Here is a 16,537-nt window from a genome sequence, read left to right as displayed (position 1 = left end):
GGCCCAGCCTGCCCGATCGGCGGCGCGGCAGCCGTCAGCCCTCGGCGATGACGACGGCCGAGGCGACGCCCGCGTCGTGGCTGAGCGAGAGGTGGAAGGACTTCACGTTCAGCTCCACCGCCCGCGCCTCGACGGTGCCCCGCACCCGCACCCGGGGCTGCCCCGTCTCCTCCACGTACACCTCCGCGTCGGTCCACAGCATGCCGCCGGGCGCGCCGAGCGCCTTGGCGAGCGCCTCCTTCGCGGCGAACCGGGCGGCGAGCGAGGCGATCCCGCGCCGCTCGCCGCTCGGCAGCACCAGCTCCGACTCGGTGAACAGCCGCTGGGCCATGCCCGGCGTCCGCTCCATCGACACGCCGAAGCGCTCGATCTCCGCCACGTCGATCCCCACGCCGATGATCACGACGGCGACCCCCCGCTCTCTCTCCTACTCCACGGTCACGGACTTCGCGAGATTACGCGGCTGGTCCACCTCGTTGCCGCGCGCCGTGGCCAGTTCGCACGCGAACACCTGGAGCGGGACGGTGGCCACCAGCGGCTGGAGCAGCGTCGGCGTCGCCGGGATGCGGACCAGGTGGTCGGCATAGGGGACGACCGCCTGGTCGCCCTCCTCGGCGATGACGATGGTCCGCGCGCCGCGCGCCCGGATCTCCTGGATGTTCGAGACGATCTTGTCGTGGAGGACGGAGCGCCCGCGCGGCGACGGCACGACCACCACCACCGGCAGGTCCTTCTCGATCAGCGCGATCGGGCCGTGCTTGAGCTCGCCCGCCGCGAAGCCCTCCGCGTGCATGTACGCGAGCTCCTTCAGCTTGAGCGCGCCCTCCAGGGCCACCGGGTAGCCGACGTGCCGGCCGAGGAACAGCACGGTGTTCTTGTCGGCGAGGGACCGCGCCAGCGCCCGCACCGGCTCCATCGTCTCCAGGACGGCGTCCACCGCCCCGGCGATGTCGGACAGTTCGCGGACCACCGCCCCGACCTCGTCGCCCCACTTCGTACCGCGCACCTGGCCGAGGTAGAGCGCGACCAGGTAGCAGGCCACCAGCTGCGTCAGGAACGCCTTGGTCGAGGCGACGGCCACCTCCGGGCCGGCGTGCGTGTACAGCACGGCGTCCGACTCGCGCGGGATCGTCGAGCCGTTGGTGTTGCAGATGGCGAGCACCTTCGCGCCCTGCTCGCGCGCGTGCCGCAGCGCCATCAGCGTGTCCATGGTCTCCCCGGACTGCGAGATGGCCACGACGAGCGTCCGCTGGTCCAGGATCGGGTCGCGGTAGCGGAACTCGCTGGCCAGCTCCGTCTCGCAGGGGATGCGCGTCCAGTGCTCGATGGCCAGCTTGGCGATGAGGCCGGCGTGGTAGGCCGTGCCGCAGGCCACGATCACCACCTTGTCGACCTCGCGGAGCACCGAGGCGGGGATGCGCACCTCGTCGAGGGTGAGGGAGCCGCTCGCGTCGATGCGGCCGAGGAGGGTGTCGGCGACGGCCTTCGGCTGCTCGGCGATCTCCTTGAGCATGAAGTAGTCGTAGCCGCCCTTCTCGGCGGCCGAGGCGTCCCAGTCGACGTGGTAGGCGCGGACCTCGGCGGGCGAGCCGTCGAAGCCGGTGACCGTGACACCGTCCCGGCGCAGCTCCACGACCTGGTCCTGGCCCAGCTCGATGGCGGATCGGGTGTGCGCGATGAACGCGGCCACGTCGGAGGCGAGGAAGTTCTCGCCCTCGCCGACGCCGACGACGAGCGGGGAGTTGCGGCGTGCGCCGACGACCACGTCCGGCACGTCGGCGTGCACGGCGACCAGCGTGAAGGCGCCCTCCAGGCGCCGGCACACCCGGCGCATGGCCTCCGCGAGGTCCCCGGCCGCCGCGTACTCCTCGGCCAGGAGGTGGGCGGTGACCTCGGTGTCGGTCTCCGAGTCGAGGCGGTGCCCGCGGTCTGCCAGCTCGGCCCGCAGCACGGCGAAGTTCTCGATGATGCCGTTGTGGACGACGGCGACCCGGCCCGTGTTGTCCAGGTGCGGGTGGGCGTTGGCGTCGGTGGGGCCGCCGTGCGTCGCCCACCGGGTGTGGCCGAGCCCGGTGGAGCCGGGCGGCAGCGGATGGGAGACGAGCTGCTTCTCCAGGTTGACGAGCTTCCCGGCCTTCTTCGTCGAGGCGAGCTCCCCGTCGGCGACGACGGCGACGCCCGCCGAGTCGTAGCCGCGGTACTCCAGCCGCTTGAGTCCGGCGATGACCACATCGAGCGCCGACTGCGCTCCTACGTAACCCACAATTCCGCACATAGCGCGCAGCGTACGCCCGAGTTGACGCCCCGTCCCGTACCCGGACGAGACGAAAACCCCGCCCCGGCGAATGCGCCGGAGCGGGGTTGACGTGATTCGGACGCGCCTGCGCGTCAGCCGAGCTTCTTGACCTGCGCGTCGACGACGGCCTTCGGCTGCTCGGCGGTGCCCTTCAGGCTGAGCGCCGAGAAGGTCGCGACGGTGTTGGCCTTGCGCACGACGACCAGCTGCGTCGAGATCTTCGTGCCGTCGGAGTCGGCCTCCACGGTGTACGCGAGGGCCTCGTCGCCCGCGGTCACCGGCGTGCCGGGGGCCACCTTGGTGACCTTGGCCGACTCGCCGTCCTGGGTGACGCCGTAGCCGGCGGCGCAGGCCGTGCCCGCGTTCTTCAGCGCGGCGAAGGCCTCCTCGGCGCCCTTGCCGTCGTACGAGGAGAGGGTGACGGCAGTGGCGTTCGCGCCGAGCGCGTCCATGATCGCCTTCATCTTGGCGTCCGGGGTGTCGGCGGCGCCGCCGTCCTTCGGCTTGGCGACGGCCTTGGTCCGCGCGGTCCCGGCCGCCTTGCCCACCGGGGCCATCGACTGGGCCTTGACCAGCGGCAGGCAGTCGGGCTTGTCGCTGGTGGCGGCGGCGCCGGCCGCGGCCTCGGCGGCCGTGGCCTCCTTCACCAGGTGGTCCGGCAGGTCGGCCTGCTTCACGATCACGCCGGCCAGCTCGGCGTCGGTCTTGCCCTTCGCCGGGGCCGCCGAGGAGGCGGCGGGGGCCGGGGCGTCGGCCTTGGCCTCGCCCTTGGAGTCGGACGAGCCGCACGCGGTGGCCAGCAGGGCCAGGGACACGGCGGACGCGGTCATGACAGAACGACGGACGAAGGTGCTGCGCACGGTGGAACTCCCCCGGAAGCGGTTGCGAAAGACGATGCAGGAACCCTCCGGCACGGCGCCACTCCCCGTGGAAACACCCGCCGGAAACGTCCTTGATCGGCAATCTACGCGCCCGCTCCGACAGCACCGCCGGGATTAAAGCCCTGCGACGTGATCGTGACCGCAGCGAGACCGAAAACCCGCCGCTGCGCCACGTGACCGACCCCACCACCCACGCAGGGCCCCCAGCCCCGACAATGGAGTGTGATCACTTCGCCGCCACGAAGCAGCACGCCGGACCCGGACTGCGGGACGGACCGCCCCGGCCGGCCCGAGCGCACCCCGCGCCGGACCGAGGCCTCCCCGTACGTGGACCTGACCCGGGCCGAGTGGAGCGCACTGCGCGAGCGGACGCCGCTGCCCCTGACGGCCGAGGAGGTCGAGCGGCTGCGCGGCCTCGGCGACGTCATCGACCTGGACGAGGTCCGCGATGTCTACCTGCCGCTGTCGCGCCTCCTCAACCTGTACGTCGGCGCCACCAGCAACCTGCGCGGCGCCCTCAACACCTTCCTCGGCGACGCCGGCGGCAACGGCCACGGCAGCCAGCAGGGCACCCCGTTCGTCATAGGCGTCGCCGGATCCGTCGCCGTCGGCAAGTCCACCGTGGCCCGCCTGCTCCAGGCGCTGCTCGCGCGCTGGCCCGAGCACCCCCGCGTCGAGCGCGTCACCACCGACGGCTTCCTCTACCCGATGGAGGAGCTCCGGCGGCGCGGCCTGACCTCCCGCAAGGGCTTCCCCGAGTCCTACGACCGCCGGGCCCTGACCCGCTTCGTCGCCGACATCAAGGCCGGCAAGGACGAGGTCACCGCCCCGGTGTACTCGCACCTGATCTACGACATCGTGCCCGGCGAGCGGCTCGTCGTCCGACGCCCGGACATCCTGATCGTGGAGGGCCTGAACGTCCTCCAGCCGGCCCTGCCCGGCAAGGACGGCCGCACCAGGGTGGGCCTCGCCGACTACTTCGACTTCAGCGTGTACGTGGACGCGCGCGCCGAGGACGTCGAGCGCTGGTACCTCAACCGCTTCCGCAAGCTGCGCGAGACCGCCTTCCAGGACCCCTCGTCGTACTTCCGCAAGTACACCCAGGTCTCCGAGGAGGAGGCCCTGGACTACGCGAAGACGATGTGGCGGACGGTCAACAAGCCGAACCTGCTGCAGAACGTCGCCCCGACCCGCGGCCGCGCCACCCTGGTCGTCCGCAAGGGAGCCGACCACAAGGTGCAGAAACTGAGCCTGCGCAAGCTCTGAGGCTACGGTGCGGGGATGCTGCACCTACGGATGATCACACCGCCCGACCGCACCGACGCCGTCCTGGAGCTGATCGGGCGGACGGTCGGCACCACGCACGTGGCCGTCCTCCCGGGGGCCGCCCGCGAGCCGGCCGGCGACCTCGTGCTGTGCGACGTGGCCCGCGAGGCCGCAGACCAGCTGCTGCACGGCCTGCGCGTGCTCGGCATCGACCGCGCCGGCTCGGTCGCCGTCGAGGACGTCGACCTGACACTGTCCCAGCGGGCCGAGCGCGCGGAGGAGGAGGCCCCGGGCGAGGGCGCCGACGCGGTGCTGTGGGAGAAGCTGACCGAGGCGACGCACGAGGACTCCACCCTCACCATCACCTACCTGTTCTTCCTGGCGCTCGCGACGATGATCGCGGCCTGCGGCGTGGCCCTCGACAACGCCGTGCTGATCGTCGGCGCGATGGCCGTCGGACCGGAGTTCGGGCCCCTCGCCGGGGTCTGTACGGGACTCGTGCGCGGCTCTCCGCGCCTCGCGGCGCGCTCGGCGAACGCCCTCGCCGTCGGGTTCGCCGCGGCGATCGCGGTGACGACGCTGTTCAGCCTCGGCATGACGGCGATCGGCCAGATCGACGCGTCGATGCTGGAGGCCCCGCGCCCCAACACCAGCTTCGTCTGGCAGCCCGACCCGTTCTCCTTCATCGTGGCGCTGCTCGCCGGCACGGCCGGCATGCTGTCGCTGACGTCCGCGAAGGCCGGCGCCCTGGTCGGCGTCGCCATCTCGGTGACCACCGTGCCCGCCGCGGCGAACGCGGCCCTGGCGCTGAGCTTCGGGGACATCCCGCAGATGTGGGGCTCCGCCGTGCAGCTGGCGCTGAACCTGTCCGGGATCGTGCTGGCCGGCACGCTGACCCTGATGGGCTGGAAACTGCTGTGGCGCGCCCGGCGGCACCGGATGACCCGGCCGCCGGGCACGCCACCGCGCCCCTGATGCACCTCCCCCGGCCCCGCCCAGGCGGGGCGGGGCCGGGGGCGTTCCAGGCCGTCTCCTCCGGATCTTGCCTGACCCACGCCGTCCGGTGCCGCGCCTCGCCGCGTTGTCGGGCCGCCCGCGTACCCCGGTACGCGGACGGCCCTCCGCCATGCGATGCACGGCACCGGACGACGCGGGCGTGACCGGCAAGATCCGAAAGAGACGGCCTAGCCCAGCGCGGACTTCACCACGTCGGCGAGGCGCCCGGCCACCGCGCGGGCCTGCTCCAGGTCGGCGGCCTCCACCATGACGCGGACCACCGGCTCGGTGCCCGAGGGGCGCAGCAGCACCCGCCCGGTGGTGCCGAGCTCGCGCTCGGCGTCGACGACGGCGGCGGCCAGCTCCCCGGAGGTCGCGACCTTGGTCCGGTCGACGTCGCGGACGTTGACGAGCACCTGCGGCAGCCGCTGCATGACACCCGCCAGCTCGGCCAGCGGGCGGCCCGTCGCCGCGACCCGCGCCGCCAGCATGAGGCCGGTCAGCGTGCCGTCGCCGGTCGTCGCGTGGTCGAGGATGATCACGTGGCCGGACTGCTCGCCGCCGAGGGCGAAGCCGTGCTCCTTCATCGCCTCCAGCACGTACCGGTCGCCGACGCCGGTCTGCACGACCCGGATGCCCTCGGCCTCCATGGCCAGCTTGAAGCCCAGGTTCGACATCACCGTGCCGACGACCGTGTCGCCGCGCAGCGAGCCGGCCTCGCGCATGGCCAGTGCCAGGACCGCGAGGATCTGGTCGCCGTCGACCTCGGCGCCCGAGGCGTCGACCGCGAGGCAGCGGTCCGCGTCGCCGTCGTGGGCGATGCCCAGGTCGGCGCCGTGCTCGACCACGGCCTGCTTGAGCAGGTCCAGGTGGGTGGAGCCGCAGCCGTCGTTGATGTTGAGGCCGTCCGGCTCGGCGCCGATCGTGACGATCTCGGCGCCCGCCCGGGCGAAGGCCTCGGGCGAGACGCGGGCGGCCGCGCCGTGCGCCTCGTCCAGGACGATCTTCAGGCCGTCCAGGCGGTTGGGGAGCACCCCGATGAGGTGGGCGACGTACTTGTCGAAGCCCTCGTCGTAGTCGCTCACGCGGCCGACGCCGGCACCGGTGGGCCGGTCCCAGGGCGCGCCGGTGCGGTGCTCCTCGTACACGGACTCGATGCGGTCCTCCAGCTCGTCGGCGAGCTTGTGGCCGCCGCGGGCGAAGAACTTGATGCCGTTGTCGGGCATCGCGTTGTGGCTCGCGGAGAGCATCACGCCGAGGTCGGCACCCAGCGCACCGGTGAGATACGCCACCGCCGGGGTGGGCAGCACACCGACGCGCAGGACGTCCACGCCCGCGCTGGCGAGGCCGGCGACGACCGCGGCCTCCAGGAACTCGCCGGAGGCCCGCGGGTCGCGGCCGACCACCGCGGTGGGGCGGTGGCCCTCGAAGGTGCCCGCCTCGCCCAGCACGTGGGCTGCCGCCACGGAGAGGCCGAGCGCGAGCTCCGCCGTCAGATCCGCATTGGCGACGCCGCGTACACCGTCCGTCCCGAAGAGTCGTCCCACAGTTGTCCTCCCACGTTCGCGCTTCGCTTGAGACCGCTAGTTATTCCGCTTGTGGCGGTAAACGAACCGCCCCGGCAGCACGGAGAGTGCTGCCGGGGCGGTTGGTGCTGAACAGCAGGCGCAGATTAGCGCTTGCTGTACTGCGGAGCCTTACGGGCCTTCTTCAGACCGGCCTTCTTACGCTCGACCGCACGGTCGTCGCGGGACAGGAAGCCGGCCTTCTTCAGCGCCGGGCGGTTGTTGTCGACGTCCGCCTCGTTCAGCGCACGGGCGACACCCAGGCGCAGGGCGCCGGCCTGGCCGGAGACGCCGCCACCCGCGATGCGGGCGATGACGTCGTAGCGGCCGTCGAGCTCGAGCAGCTTGAACGGCTCGTTGACTTCCTGCTGGTGCACCTTGTTGGGGAAGTAGTCCTCAAGGGTGCGACCGTTGATCTTCCACTTGCCGGAGCCCGGAACGATCCGGACGCGGGCGATGGCGTTCTTGCGGCGGCCCAGGCCGGCGGCCGGCTGCGGGTCGCCGAAGCGGCCGGCAAGGGACTCGGAGGTGTAGTCGCCCTCGGCGACGACCTCGGACTCGGTGGTGTACTCCTCGACGCCCTCGAACTCGTCGACGGGGGTCTCGGCGGTGGTCTCGGCCACGATGCTCCTCAGAATTCTCTACGTCTTAGGGGGTGGCCGGTACTACTGCGCGACCTGGGTGATCTCGAACGGCACCGGCTGCTGGGCAGCGTGCGGGTGCTGGTCGCCCGAGTAGACCTTCAGCTTCGAGAGCATCTGACGGCCCAGGGAGTTCTTGGGGAGCATGCCCTTGACGGCCTTCTCGACGGCCTTCTCCGGGTTGTTCGCCAGCAGGTCGTCGTAGCGCACGGAGCGCAGACCGCCCGGGAAGCCGGAGTGGCGGTAGGCCATCTTCTGGGTCGCCTTGTTGCCGGACAGGTGGACCTTGTCGGCGTTGATGACGATGACGAAGTCGCCCATGTCCATGTGGGGGGCGTAGGTCGGCTTGTGCTTGCCCTTGAGGAGGGCAGCGGCCTGGGTCGCCAGACGGCCGAGGACGACGTCCTGGGCGTCGATGACGAGCCACTGGCGCGAGATGTCGCCGGGCTTGGGGCTGTACGTACGCACGGTCGTATGCCTTCGCTTCTTCAGTGATGGGTTCTCCCCCGAGCCTCGCGGCCCGAAGGGAAGGGTCCTGACAAGGCCACCACGGACGATCACGACAGCCCTGGTGCACTACGGGGACGCAACCCGTGTGCACCGCTGGTCATCGGCCCGGTGGACCGGCGTAAGGCCCTTTCACGTGAGAATGAGCAAGCCAATACGCATAACGAACCAGCAGAATACCCGCGGTGCCCCGGAAGGGTCAAAACGCAGTCCGGGACCCCGCCTCCGCGGGCTCCGCCGTGCGCTTGGCTCCGGGCCCCGGAGGGGTCCCTGCGATCCGTACGCCCACCAGGTTAACCCGGGCCGGCCGCAGGCACCGCCGCATCAGCGTCCCCGCCAGCACGCACAGCGTGAAGCAGTCCTTGAACGCCCGCCGCTTCGCCTCCAGCTGCGACGGCCACGGCACCCCCGCCACCTGCGGGAACACCGCGACCCAGAACCACGGCGACCGCGGCGCGGACCCCGCCCGCACCGCCGAGGCCAGCAGCAGCGGCACCACCACCAGCAGGTAGTGGTCGAAGGAGGGCCGCGACACCAGGAATGCGGCGAGCATCACCATGCAGGCCGTCTCGGCGAGCCGCAGCTCGCCCCCGTCCCGGTCGTCCTCCCGCCGCCAGCGGCACCGGGCCGCCCACAGGCCGCCCGCGGCCCCGAGCCCGGCGAGGAGCACCGCCACCGGCTCCGGCACCCCCAGCCGGGGCAGCACCGCGATCGGCGACGCGTCCCAGGGCAGCGCGTACGAGTCCTGCCCCCGCAGCAGGAACGGCAGCGTCTTGGTGAAGAACAGCGACGGGCTCGGCATCAGCAGCGCCCCCGCCAGCGACAGGCCCAGCGGCACCAGCACCGCCACCGCCAGCCCCCGCCAGCGCCGGGCCAGCACGAACAGCAGCCCCAGCGGCACCAGCATCGGCTTGCAGGCGATCGCGAGGCCCACCACCAGCCCCGCGGCCGTCCAGGACCGCCGGTGCGCGAGCAGCAGCGCCACCGGCAGCGCGGCCGCCGAGACCGCCGTCCAGTTCCCGATCAGCACGAGGTTCTCGTACGGCCGGAAACCGACCGCCAGCACGGCGAACCCGCCGACCGCGAACCGGGAGCGCCCGGGCACCGAGAACAGCCGCAGCGCGGCCCACCAGCCGGCCGCCAGCAGTGCCGACATCCCCAGCGGGAGCACCCACCGCAGCACCGGCACCGGCAGCAGCGCCTCCGGCACGGCCATGAGGACCGCGCTCGGCAGGTACAGGAACCGCTTGTCCTCGTACGGGGAGCCCCCGGCCAGCAGCGTGTCGGCGGCCTTCACCACGAAGGCGTTGTCCGAGCCCCAGCCCGCCCGCAGGCTCGTCGAGACGGCGATCCCGACGACCACCGCCGCGCAGACGGCGATCCACGGCGGCGAGGCCGGCAGGAGCAGCCGGCGCGCCGCGCGGCGCCGCCCGGCCCGGTCGCGGACGTCCCAATCTCTGAGCCAGGTGCCAGGCCGCAGCCGCACAACGCCTCCCGATCGAGCGCCCGGGGCGGCTGCCCCCTAGCGCTTCCGTTCGACCCTACGTTCGTCCCAGACGGGCTCCTGAGTCTCCCGCACCACACCGTCCGAACCGAAGACCAGGAAGCGGTCAAATGTCCGCGCGAACCACCGGTCGTGGGTGACGCACAGCACCGTGCCCTCGTACGACTCCAGCCCGTCCTGCAGCGCCTCCGCCGACTCCAGGTCCAGGTTGTCCGTCGGCTCGTCCAGCAGCAGCGCCGTGGTCCCCGCCAGCTCCAGCATCAGGATCTGGAAGCGGGCCTGCTGCCCGCCCGACAGCTTCTCGAACGGCTGGTCGCCCTGCCGCTCCAGCTCGTAGCGGCGCAGCACCGACATGGCGCCGCCGCGGTCCTTGGCGTGCTCCGTCCACAGGATGTCCACGAGCGAGCGGCCGTACAGCTCGGGGTGGGCGTGCGTCTGCGCGAAGTGGCCGGGGACCACCCGCGCGCCGAGCTTCCACTCACCCGTGTGGGCGACCGGCCGCTCCCGGTCCCCCGCCAGCAGCCGCAGGAAGTGCGACTTGCCCGAGCCGTTCGAACCGAGGACGGCGACCCGCTCGCCGTAGAAGACCTCCAGGTCGAAGGGCTTCATCAGACCGGTGAGCTCCAGGTTCTTGCAGGTCAGGGCGCGGACACCGGTCCGGCCGCCCTTCAGCCGCATCCGGATCTCCTGCTCCCGCGGCGGCTCCGGCGGCGGGCCGGCCTCCTCGAACTTCCGCAGCCGCGTCTGGGCGGCGGCGTACCGGGAGGCCATCTCATGGCTGACCGCGGCCGCCTGCCGCAGCGTGAGCACCAGCTTCTTCAGCTGGGCGTGCTTCTCCTCCCAGCGCCGCTTCAGCTCCTCGAAGCGCGCGAAGCGCTCCTTGCGCGCCTCGTGGAAGGTGTCGAAGCCGCCGCCGTGCACCCACACGTCCGAGCCGTCCACGCCCGGCTCCACCGCGATGATCTTCTGGGCGGCGCGGGAGAGCAGCTCTCGGTCGTGGCTGATGAACAGCACCGTCTTGCGGGTGGCCCGCAGCTGCTCCTCCAGCCAGCGCTTGCCGGGCACGTCGAGGTAGTTGTCCGGCTCGTCGAGCAGCAGCACCTCGTCCGGCCCGCGCAGCAGGGCCTCCAGCACCAGGCGCTTCTGCTCGCCGCCGGAGAGCGTGCGCACCTCGCGGAACTGCGCCTTGTCGTACGGGACGCCCAGCGCGGCCGTGGTGCACACGTCCCACAGCGTCTCCGCCTCGTACCCCTGGACGTCCGCCCAGTCGCTGAGGGCCTGCGCGTACGCCATCTGCGCGGCCTCGTCGTCGACCGTCATGATCAGGTGCTCGGCTCGGTCGACGGCCCCCGCGGCCTCCCGGATCCGCGGCTGCGCCACCGACACCAGCAGGTCCCGTACGGTCGTCTCGTCCCGTACGGACCCCACGAACTGCGGCATGACCCCGAGGCCGCCGGTGGCGGTGACGGAGCCGCCGTGCGGTTGGAGCTCGCCGGCGAGCAGCCTCAGCAGGGTGGTCTTGCCGGCCCCGTTCGCCCCGACGAGGGCGACGACGGACCCCTCCCCCACCCGGAAGGAGACGTCGGGCAGCAGCACCCGCCCGTCGGGCAGGTAGTACTCCAGGTGGCCGGCTTCGAGGTGTCCCATGCGGGGCATTCTCGCGGCCCCGGGGCGGTCCGCCCAAACGGATTACGGGCGGCCGGCCGCGGCGGTGGACGGGCGCTCAGCAGCAGCCGGCGCCGGGGAGGGTGCGCATGTTGCGGGCCTCCCGGCTGCGGGCGGCCAGCAGCTCGTCGGCCGGGTAGCCGACCTCCTCCAGGGTGAGCCCGTGCGGCTTGACCACGTGCACGGAGGAGTCCCGCACGCCGGCCCGCAGGACCTTGCCCGGCCAGTCGGCGGGCCGGTGCCCGTCCCCGACGTGCAGCAGGGCGCCCACCAGGGAGCGGACCATGTTGTGGCAGAAGGCGTCGGCCCGCACCGTGGCGGTGACGATGCCGTCCTCCCCGCGCTCCCAGGACAGCTGCTGGAGGGTGCGGATGGTGGTGGCACCCTCGCGGCGGCGGCAGTAGGCCGCGAAGTCGTGCTCGCCCAGCAGCTCGGCGGCGGCCTCGTTCATGGCGCCGACGTCCAGCGGCCAGGGGTGCCACAGGACGTGGCTGCGGCGCAGCGGGTCGACGCCGCCCTGGTGGTCGCCGACGCGGTAGGCGTAGCGGCGCCAGACGGCGGAGAAGCGGGCGTTGAACCCGGCGGGGGCCTCGGCGACCCTCCAGACCCGGACGTCGTGCGGGAGGCGGCCCGCGAGGCGCCTCAGCAGCTTGTCCCCGTGCTCGGCCCACACCTCGTCGGCCAGGTCGAACTGGGCCACCTGGCCGCGGGCGTGCACGCCGGCGTCGGTCCGCCCGGCCACGGTCAGCTCGACCGGGTGGGGCAGCCGCATCACGGTCTGCAGGGCCGACTCCAGCTCCCCCTGGACGGTCCGCAGCGTCCGCTGCTTCGCCCAGCCGGAGAACTGCGTCCCGTCGTAGCTCAGGTCCAGCCGTACCCGGACGTGCCCGGGCTCCACCTCGTCACTCACGTGAGCGATCCTCTCAGGCTTCTCTTCACACACATGCAGAAGCGGGCCCGCCCCCGGGAAAGGGGCGGGCCCGCTCGGAGCCGTTCAGGCAGGAGGGATCCCGGAGGATCAGGCCTCCTTGGTCTCCTCGGCGTCGGCGTCGGCGGCCTTGGCCTCCGCAGCCTCGGCCTCCTTGACCGCACGCTTGGTGGCGGCCTCGGCCTCACCGGTGGCCTGCTGGGCCACGGTCAGGGCCTCGACGAGCTCGATGACCGCCATCGGGGCGTTGTCGCCGCGACGGTTGCCGATCTTGGTGATGCGCGTGTAACCACCGGGGCGGTTCTCGAAGCGCGGGGCGATCTCGGTGAAGAGCGTGTGGACGATGCTCTTGTCCGTGATCGTCTGGAGGACCAGGCGACGGTTGTGGATGTCGCCCTTCTTCGCCTTGGTGATCAGACGCTCGGCGACGGGGCGCAGGCGGCGGGCCTTGGCCTCGGTCGTCGTGATGCGGCCGTGCTCGAAGAGCGCCTTCGCGAGGTTCGCGAGGAGAAGCTTCTCGTGCGCGGCGCTGCCGCCCAGACGGGCACCCTTGGCGGGACGCGGCATGGTGTTACTCCTTCGTATCTGCACCGGCCGTGTCAGGTACCGGTGTCAGTTCCCCCGCGGCGGCCGCCGCGGGGAAGTCTTCGTGAAACCGCCGGCGGTCGGGGCGCGGCCCCGGCCGCCGGCGGCGGCAGATCAGTACTGCTCGGTCTCGACGAAGCCGGCGTCGGCGTCGTCGTCCGCGCCGAACGCGTCGGCGGCGGCGGTCGGGTCGAACCCGGGCGGGCTGTCCTTCAGGGCCAGGCCCATGCCGGCGAGCTTCGCCTTGACCTCGTCGATCGACTTCGCACCGAAGTTGCGGATGTCGAGCAGGTCGGCCTCGGAGCGGGCGACGAGCTCACCCACGGAGTGGATGCCCTCGCGCTTGAGGCAGTTGTAGGAGCGGACCGTGAGCTCCAGCTCCTCGATCGGCAGCGCCAGGTCGGCGGCCAGGGCGGCGTCCGTGGGGGACGGGCCCATGTCGATGCCCTCGGCGTCGATGTTGAGCTCGCGGGCCAGGCCGAACAGCTCGACCAGGGTCTTGCCGGCGGACGCCATGGCGTCGCGCGGGCGCATGGCCTGCTTGGTCTCGACGTCGACGATCAGCTTGTCGAAGTCGGTGCGCTGCTCGACACGGGTCGCCTCGACCTTGTAGGTGACCTTGAGCACGGGGCTGTAGATGGAGTCGACCGGGATGCGGCCGATCTCCTGGCCCACCTGCTTGTTCTGGACGGCGGAGACGTAGCCGCGACCGCGCTCGACGGTCAGCTCCATCTCCAGCTTGCCCTTGCCGTTCAGGGTGGCGAGGACCAGGTCCGGGTTGTGCACCTCGACACCGGCCGGGGGCGCGATGTCGGCGGCGGTGACCAGGCCGGGGCCCTGCTTGCGCAGGTACATCACGACGGGCTCGTCGTGCTCCGAGGAGACGACCAGCTGCTTGATGTTGAGGATGAGGTCGGTCACGTCCTCCTTGACGCCCGGCACGGTGGTGAACTCGTGCAGGACGCCGTCGATGCGGATGCTCGTGACGGCGGCACCCGGGATCGAGGACAGGAGGGTACGGCGCAGGGAGTTGCCGAGGGTGTAGCCGAAGCCCGGCTCCAGCGGCTCGATCACGAACCGGGAGCGGTACTCGTCGACGACCTCTTCGGTCAGCGAAGGACGCTGAGCGATAAGCATGTCTTTTCCTTCAGTCGTGGACGCCCACTATTTGACGCCCGACAGGTGCCGTCCCGGAGGACGGCCGGTGCTGCAAGGGTACGGGCGGCACGGCCCCCGAAGGGGTCGTACCGCCCGGACACTCAAGGACGCACAGGCGTCGCCTGCGTCAGACGCGGCGGCGCTTCGGCGGACGGCAGCCGTTGTGCGGGGTGGGGGTGACGTCCTGGATCGAGCCGACCTCGAGGCCCGTGGCCTGGAGGGAGCGGATCGCGGTCTCACGGCCGGAGCCGGGACCCTTGACGAAGACGTCGACCTTGCGCATGCCGTGCTCCTGCGCGCGGCGGGCGGCCGACTCGGCGGCCATCTGCGCGGCGAAGGGGGTGGACTTGCGCGAGCCCTTGAAGCCGACGTGGCCGGCGGAGGCCCAGGAGATCACGTTGCCCGAGGGGTCCGTGATCGAGACGATCGTGTTGTTGAACGTGCTCTTGATGTGGGCGTGCCCGTGAGCGACGTTCTTCTTTTCCTTGCGGCGCACCTTCTTGGCAGCGCCCTGACGACCCTTGGGGGGCATGTCAAACTCCTACGGGAGGTGGTCGGTCCTACAGCGCAAGACCGCTGAACAGGACTACTTCTTGCCCGGCTTCTTCTTGCCGGCGATCGCGCGACGCGGGCCCTTGCGGGTACGCGCGTTCGTGCTGGTGCGCTGACCGTGCACCGGGAGGCCGCGACGGTGGCGGATGCCCTGGTAGCACTGGATCTCGATCTTGCGGCGGATGTCGCCCTGGATCTCGCGGCGGAGGTCACCCTCGGTACGGAGGTTGGCGTCCACGTACTCGCGGATCTTGACGAGGTCCTCTTCGGCCAGGTCACGAACGCGGGTGTTCGGGTTCACGCCGGTCGCGGCGAGGATCTCCTTGGACCGGGTGCGCCCGATACCGAAGACGTAGGTGAGTGCGATCTCCACACGCTTTTCGCGCGGGATGTCGACACCGGAAACGCGTGCCATTCAATGGCTCCTGTGTGTTCGGGGGTCTTCCGCAGAACCGCTCCCGACCGCCGACCGCCGACAGGCAGTGGTACGTCCGGGTCCCCGGCCCCCGCCGGAGGTACCGCCGGCCCTTGCAGGCTGGGCGGGTCCTGCGTATGTACGTTTTCTTACGTCGCGCGAAGAACTGCGAAGTGCAGGTCGGTCGGCGTGCGTCAGCCCTGGCGCTGCTTGTGGCGCAGGTTGTCGCAGATGACCATGACCCGGCCGTGACGGCGGATCACCTTGCACTTGTCGCAGATCTTCTTGACGCTCGGCTTGACCTTCATGTGTCTGAGGTTCTCCGGGTCAGTGCCACCACCCGCACCGGGACCATCGCCCAGGCAGGAGTGAGAGCAAGATCTACTTGTATCGGTAGACGATCCGGCCACGCGTCAGGTCGTACGGAGAGAGCTCCACCACGACCCGGTCATCGGGAAGGATGCGGATGTAGTGCATGCGCATCTTGCCGCTGATGTGCGCGAGGACCTTGTGACCGTTCTGGAGCTCCACCTTGAACATGGCGTTCGGGAGGGACTCGATCACGGTGCCCTCGATCTCGATGGCACCTTGCTTCTTGGCCACGCTTCGCCTTTCGAATCGGCTACCTTGATCGGCCACGGGCATGGAGATGCACGTAAGCCGACGAGTCAGTCTACGTCAGGGCACCCAGAAAGACGAATCCGGAAAGTTTGCCCATGAGTCTAGATCATTAACCGATGGGGTCCGGGGCCGTGGTGACCCCGTACTCCGCCAGCTTCGCCTTGCCGCAGTCCGGGCTGGTCAGGACGATCGGACCGGCCTCCGTGAGGGCCACCGAGTGCTCCCAGTGCGATGACCAGGTGCCGTCCGTGGTGACCACCGTCCAGTCGTCGGCCAGTACCTCCGTCCGGGGGGTGCCCAGGGACACCATGGGCTCGATCGCCAGGCACAGGCCCGGCACCAGCCGGACGCCCTTGCCCCGCTTGCGCGAGACGTAGTTCAGCAGGTGCGGGTCCATGTGCATCTCGGAGCCGATGCCGTGGCCGCCGTAGTCCTCGATGATCCCGTACTTGCCGGAGGCGGGGCGGGGCTGGCGGCGGATGTAGCCCTCGATGGCCTTGGAGATGTCGACCAGGCGGTTGCCGTTCTTCATCGCCGCGATGCCGGCCCACATCGACTCCTCGGTCACCCGGGAGAGCTCGATGAGCTCCGGGGCGTGCCCGGTGCCAACGAAGGCCGTGTAGGCGGCGTCGCCGTGCCAGCCGTCCACGATCGCGCCGGCGTCGATCGAGATGATGTCGCCGTCCTTGAGGACCGTCTTGTCGTCCGGGATGCCGTGGACGACGACCTCGTTGACCGACGTGCAGATCGTGGCGGGGAAGCCGCCGTAGCCGAGGAAGTTCGACTTGGCCCCGGCGTCGGCGATCACCTTGCGGGCGACCATGTCCAGATCCCGGGTCGTGGCGCCCGGCACGGCCGCCTCACGGGTCGCCGCGTGGATGGCGGCGACGACCAGCCCCGCCTCGCGCATCTTCGCGATCTGCTCGGGGGTCTTGATCTGGACCATGGGGCACTTCC

Annotated in this window: 18 protein-coding genes; 2 read left to right on the top strand and 16 right to left on the bottom strand. The window is 71.3% G+C overall.

Annotated features, from left to right (window positions below; genetic code table 11):
• Window positions 1-34: 34 nt before the first annotated feature.
• From IE170_RS04865 to IE170_RS04855, 3 genes are all read right to left on the bottom strand, one after another.
• Window positions 35-403, bottom strand: coding sequence for a holo-ACP synthase (locus tag IE170_RS04865; protein ID WP_114053760.1), 369 nt, complete (start codon window positions 401-403; stop codon window positions 35-37).
• A 24-nt stretch (window positions 404-427) separates the two neighbouring features.
• A complete protein-coding gene (gene glmS / locus IE170_RS04860; RefSeq protein WP_189808032.1) occupies window positions 428-2,275 on the bottom strand; it encodes a glutamine--fructose-6-phosphate transaminase (isomerizing) in 1,848 nt (615 codons plus the stop codon).
• A gap of 113 nt (window positions 2,276-2,388) precedes the next feature.
• Window positions 2,389-3,126, bottom strand: a complete 738-nt coding sequence (locus tag IE170_RS04855) for a hypothetical protein (protein ID WP_189808031.1) — start codon at window positions 3,124-3,126, stop codon at window positions 2,389-2,391.
• Window positions 3,127-3,504: 378 nt separating this feature from the next.
• On the opposite strand from IE170_RS04855, the gene coaA reads away from it, so the two are divergent.
• Both coaA and IE170_RS04845 read left to right on the top strand, forming a co-directional pair.
• Complete coding sequence (gene coaA / locus IE170_RS04850) at window positions 3,505-4,443, top strand: type I pantothenate kinase (protein ID WP_229884607.1); 939 nt, start codon at window positions 3,505-3,507, stop codon at window positions 4,441-4,443.
• Between the two features lie 15 nt (window positions 4,444-4,458).
• Window positions 4,459-5,418, top strand: coding sequence for a DUF389 domain-containing protein (locus tag IE170_RS04845; RefSeq protein ID WP_189808029.1), 960 nt, complete (start codon window positions 4,459-4,461; stop codon window positions 5,416-5,418).
• A 209-nt stretch (window positions 5,419-5,627) separates the two neighbouring features.
• On the opposite strand, the gene glmM is transcribed toward IE170_RS04845, so the two are convergent.
• The 13 genes from glmM to map all read right to left on the bottom strand — a co-directional run bounded on the left by glmM (window position 5,628) and on the right by map (window position 16,526).
• Entirely contained in the window at window positions 5,628-6,986 is a 1,359-nt protein-coding gene (gene glmM / locus IE170_RS04840) for a phosphoglucosamine mutase (RefSeq protein ID WP_189808028.1), read from the bottom strand.
• A 125-nt stretch (window positions 6,987-7,111) separates the two neighbouring features.
• The gene (gene rpsI / locus IE170_RS04835) at window positions 7,112-7,627 is read right to left on the bottom strand and encodes a 30S ribosomal protein S9 (RefSeq protein ID WP_114053755.1); all 516 of its coding nucleotides are present in this window, start codon (window positions 7,625-7,627) and stop codon (window positions 7,112-7,114) included.
• 42 nt (window positions 7,628-7,669) lie between these two features.
• Window positions 7,670-8,113 (bottom strand): 50S ribosomal protein L13, encoded by a 444-nt coding sequence (gene rplM / locus IE170_RS04830; RefSeq protein ID WP_125540835.1) that lies wholly within the window; start codon window positions 8,111-8,113, stop codon window positions 7,670-7,672.
• Between the two features lie 238 nt (window positions 8,114-8,351).
• The gene (locus IE170_RS04825; RefSeq protein ID WP_229884593.1) at window positions 8,352-9,638 is read right to left on the bottom strand and encodes a glycosyltransferase family 87 protein; all 1,287 of its coding nucleotides are present in this window, start codon (window positions 9,636-9,638) and stop codon (window positions 8,352-8,354) included.
• A gap of 36 nt (window positions 9,639-9,674) precedes the next feature.
• Window positions 9,675-11,312 (bottom strand): ABC-F family ATP-binding cassette domain-containing protein, encoded by a 1,638-nt coding sequence (locus tag IE170_RS04820; protein ID WP_189808027.1) that lies wholly within the window; start codon window positions 11,310-11,312, stop codon window positions 9,675-9,677.
• A gap of 67 nt (window positions 11,313-11,379) precedes the next feature.
• Window positions 11,380-12,231, bottom strand: coding sequence for a tRNA pseudouridine(38-40) synthase TruA (gene truA, locus IE170_RS04815; protein ID WP_189808026.1), 852 nt, complete (start codon window positions 12,229-12,231; stop codon window positions 11,380-11,382).
• 108 nt (window positions 12,232-12,339) lie between these two features.
• On the bottom strand, window positions 12,340-12,816 hold the full coding sequence (gene rplQ, locus IE170_RS04810) for a 50S ribosomal protein L17 (RefSeq protein WP_114053751.1): 477 nt from the start codon (window positions 12,814-12,816) through the stop codon (window positions 12,340-12,342).
• A 132-nt stretch (window positions 12,817-12,948) separates the two neighbouring features.
• On the bottom strand, window positions 12,949-13,971 hold the full coding sequence (locus tag IE170_RS04805) for a DNA-directed RNA polymerase subunit alpha (protein WP_003956430.1): 1,023 nt from the start codon (window positions 13,969-13,971) through the stop codon (window positions 12,949-12,951).
• Window positions 13,972-14,119: 148 nt separating this feature from the next.
• Entirely contained in the window at window positions 14,120-14,524 is a 405-nt protein-coding gene (gene rpsK, locus IE170_RS04800) for a 30S ribosomal protein S11 (RefSeq protein ID WP_003956432.1), read from the bottom strand.
• Between the two features lie 54 nt (window positions 14,525-14,578).
• A complete protein-coding gene (gene rpsM, locus IE170_RS04795) occupies window positions 14,579-14,959 on the bottom strand; it encodes a 30S ribosomal protein S13 (RefSeq protein WP_079429308.1) in 381 nt (126 codons plus the stop codon).
• A gap of 194 nt (window positions 14,960-15,153) precedes the next feature.
• Window positions 15,154-15,267 carry a 50S ribosomal protein L36 gene (gene rpmJ / locus IE170_RS04790; RefSeq protein ID WP_003956441.1) on the bottom strand — a complete coding sequence of 38 codons (114 nt, stop codon included), beginning with the start codon at window positions 15,265-15,267 and terminating at the stop codon, window positions 15,154-15,156.
• 73 nt (window positions 15,268-15,340) lie between these two features.
• Complete coding sequence (infA, locus tag IE170_RS04785; RefSeq protein WP_003956442.1) at window positions 15,341-15,562, bottom strand: translation initiation factor IF-1; 222 nt, start codon at window positions 15,560-15,562, stop codon at window positions 15,341-15,343.
• A gap of 127 nt (window positions 15,563-15,689) precedes the next feature.
• Window positions 15,690-16,526 carry a type I methionyl aminopeptidase gene (gene map, locus IE170_RS04780; protein WP_189808025.1) on the bottom strand — a complete coding sequence of 279 codons (837 nt, stop codon included), beginning with the start codon at window positions 16,524-16,526 and terminating at the stop codon, window positions 15,690-15,692.
• Between the last annotated feature and the right edge of the window lie 11 nt (window positions 16,527-16,537).

The sequence above is a fragment of the Streptomyces toxytricini genome (assembly GCF_014649915.1).
Classification (GTDB): Bacteria; Actinomycetota; Actinomycetes; order Streptomycetales; family Streptomycetaceae; genus Streptomyces; species Streptomyces toxytricini.
The sequence above is the reverse complement of the archived record's forward strand: the minus strand, read 5'-3'. Positions and strand labels throughout refer to the sequence as shown.

What these genes read in the sequence shown, in the direction of transcription:
- glmS (WP_189808032.1), bottom strand. Translation starts at nt 2,275, where the DNA reads ATGTGCGGAATTGTGGGTTACGTAGGAGCGCAGTCGGCGCTCGATGTG.
- IE170_RS04855 (WP_189808031.1), bottom strand. Translation starts at nt 3,126, where the DNA reads ATGACCGCGTCCGCCGTGTCCCTGGCCCTGCTGGCCACCGCGTGCGGC.
- IE170_RS04845 (WP_189808029.1), top strand. Translation starts at nt 4,459, where the DNA reads ATGCTGCACCTACGGATGATCACACCGCCCGACCGCACCGACGCCGTC.
- IE170_RS04820 (WP_189808027.1), bottom strand. Translation starts at nt 11,312, where the DNA reads ATGCCCCGCATGGGACACCTCGAAGCCGGCCACCTGGAGTACTACCTG.
- rplQ (WP_114053751.1), bottom strand. Translation starts at nt 12,816, where the DNA reads ATGCCGCGTCCCGCCAAGGGTGCCCGTCTGGGCGGCAGCGCCGCGCAC.
- IE170_RS04805 (WP_003956430.1), bottom strand. Translation starts at nt 13,971, where the DNA reads ATGCTTATCGCTCAGCGTCCTTCGCTGACCGAAGAGGTCGTCGACGAG.
- rpsK (WP_003956432.1), bottom strand. Translation starts at nt 14,524, where the DNA reads ATGCCCCCCAAGGGTCGTCAGGGCGCTGCCAAGAAGGTGCGCCGCAAG.
- rpsM (WP_079429308.1), bottom strand. Translation starts at nt 14,959, where the DNA reads ATGGCACGCGTTTCCGGTGTCGACATCCCGCGCGAAAAGCGTGTGGAG.
- rpmJ (WP_003956441.1), bottom strand. Translation starts at nt 15,267, where the DNA reads ATGAAGGTCAAGCCGAGCGTCAAGAAGATCTGCGACAAGTGCAAGGTG.
- map (WP_189808025.1), bottom strand. Translation starts at nt 16,526, where the DNA reads ATGGTCCAGATCAAGACCCCCGAGCAGATCGCGAAGATGCGCGAGGCG.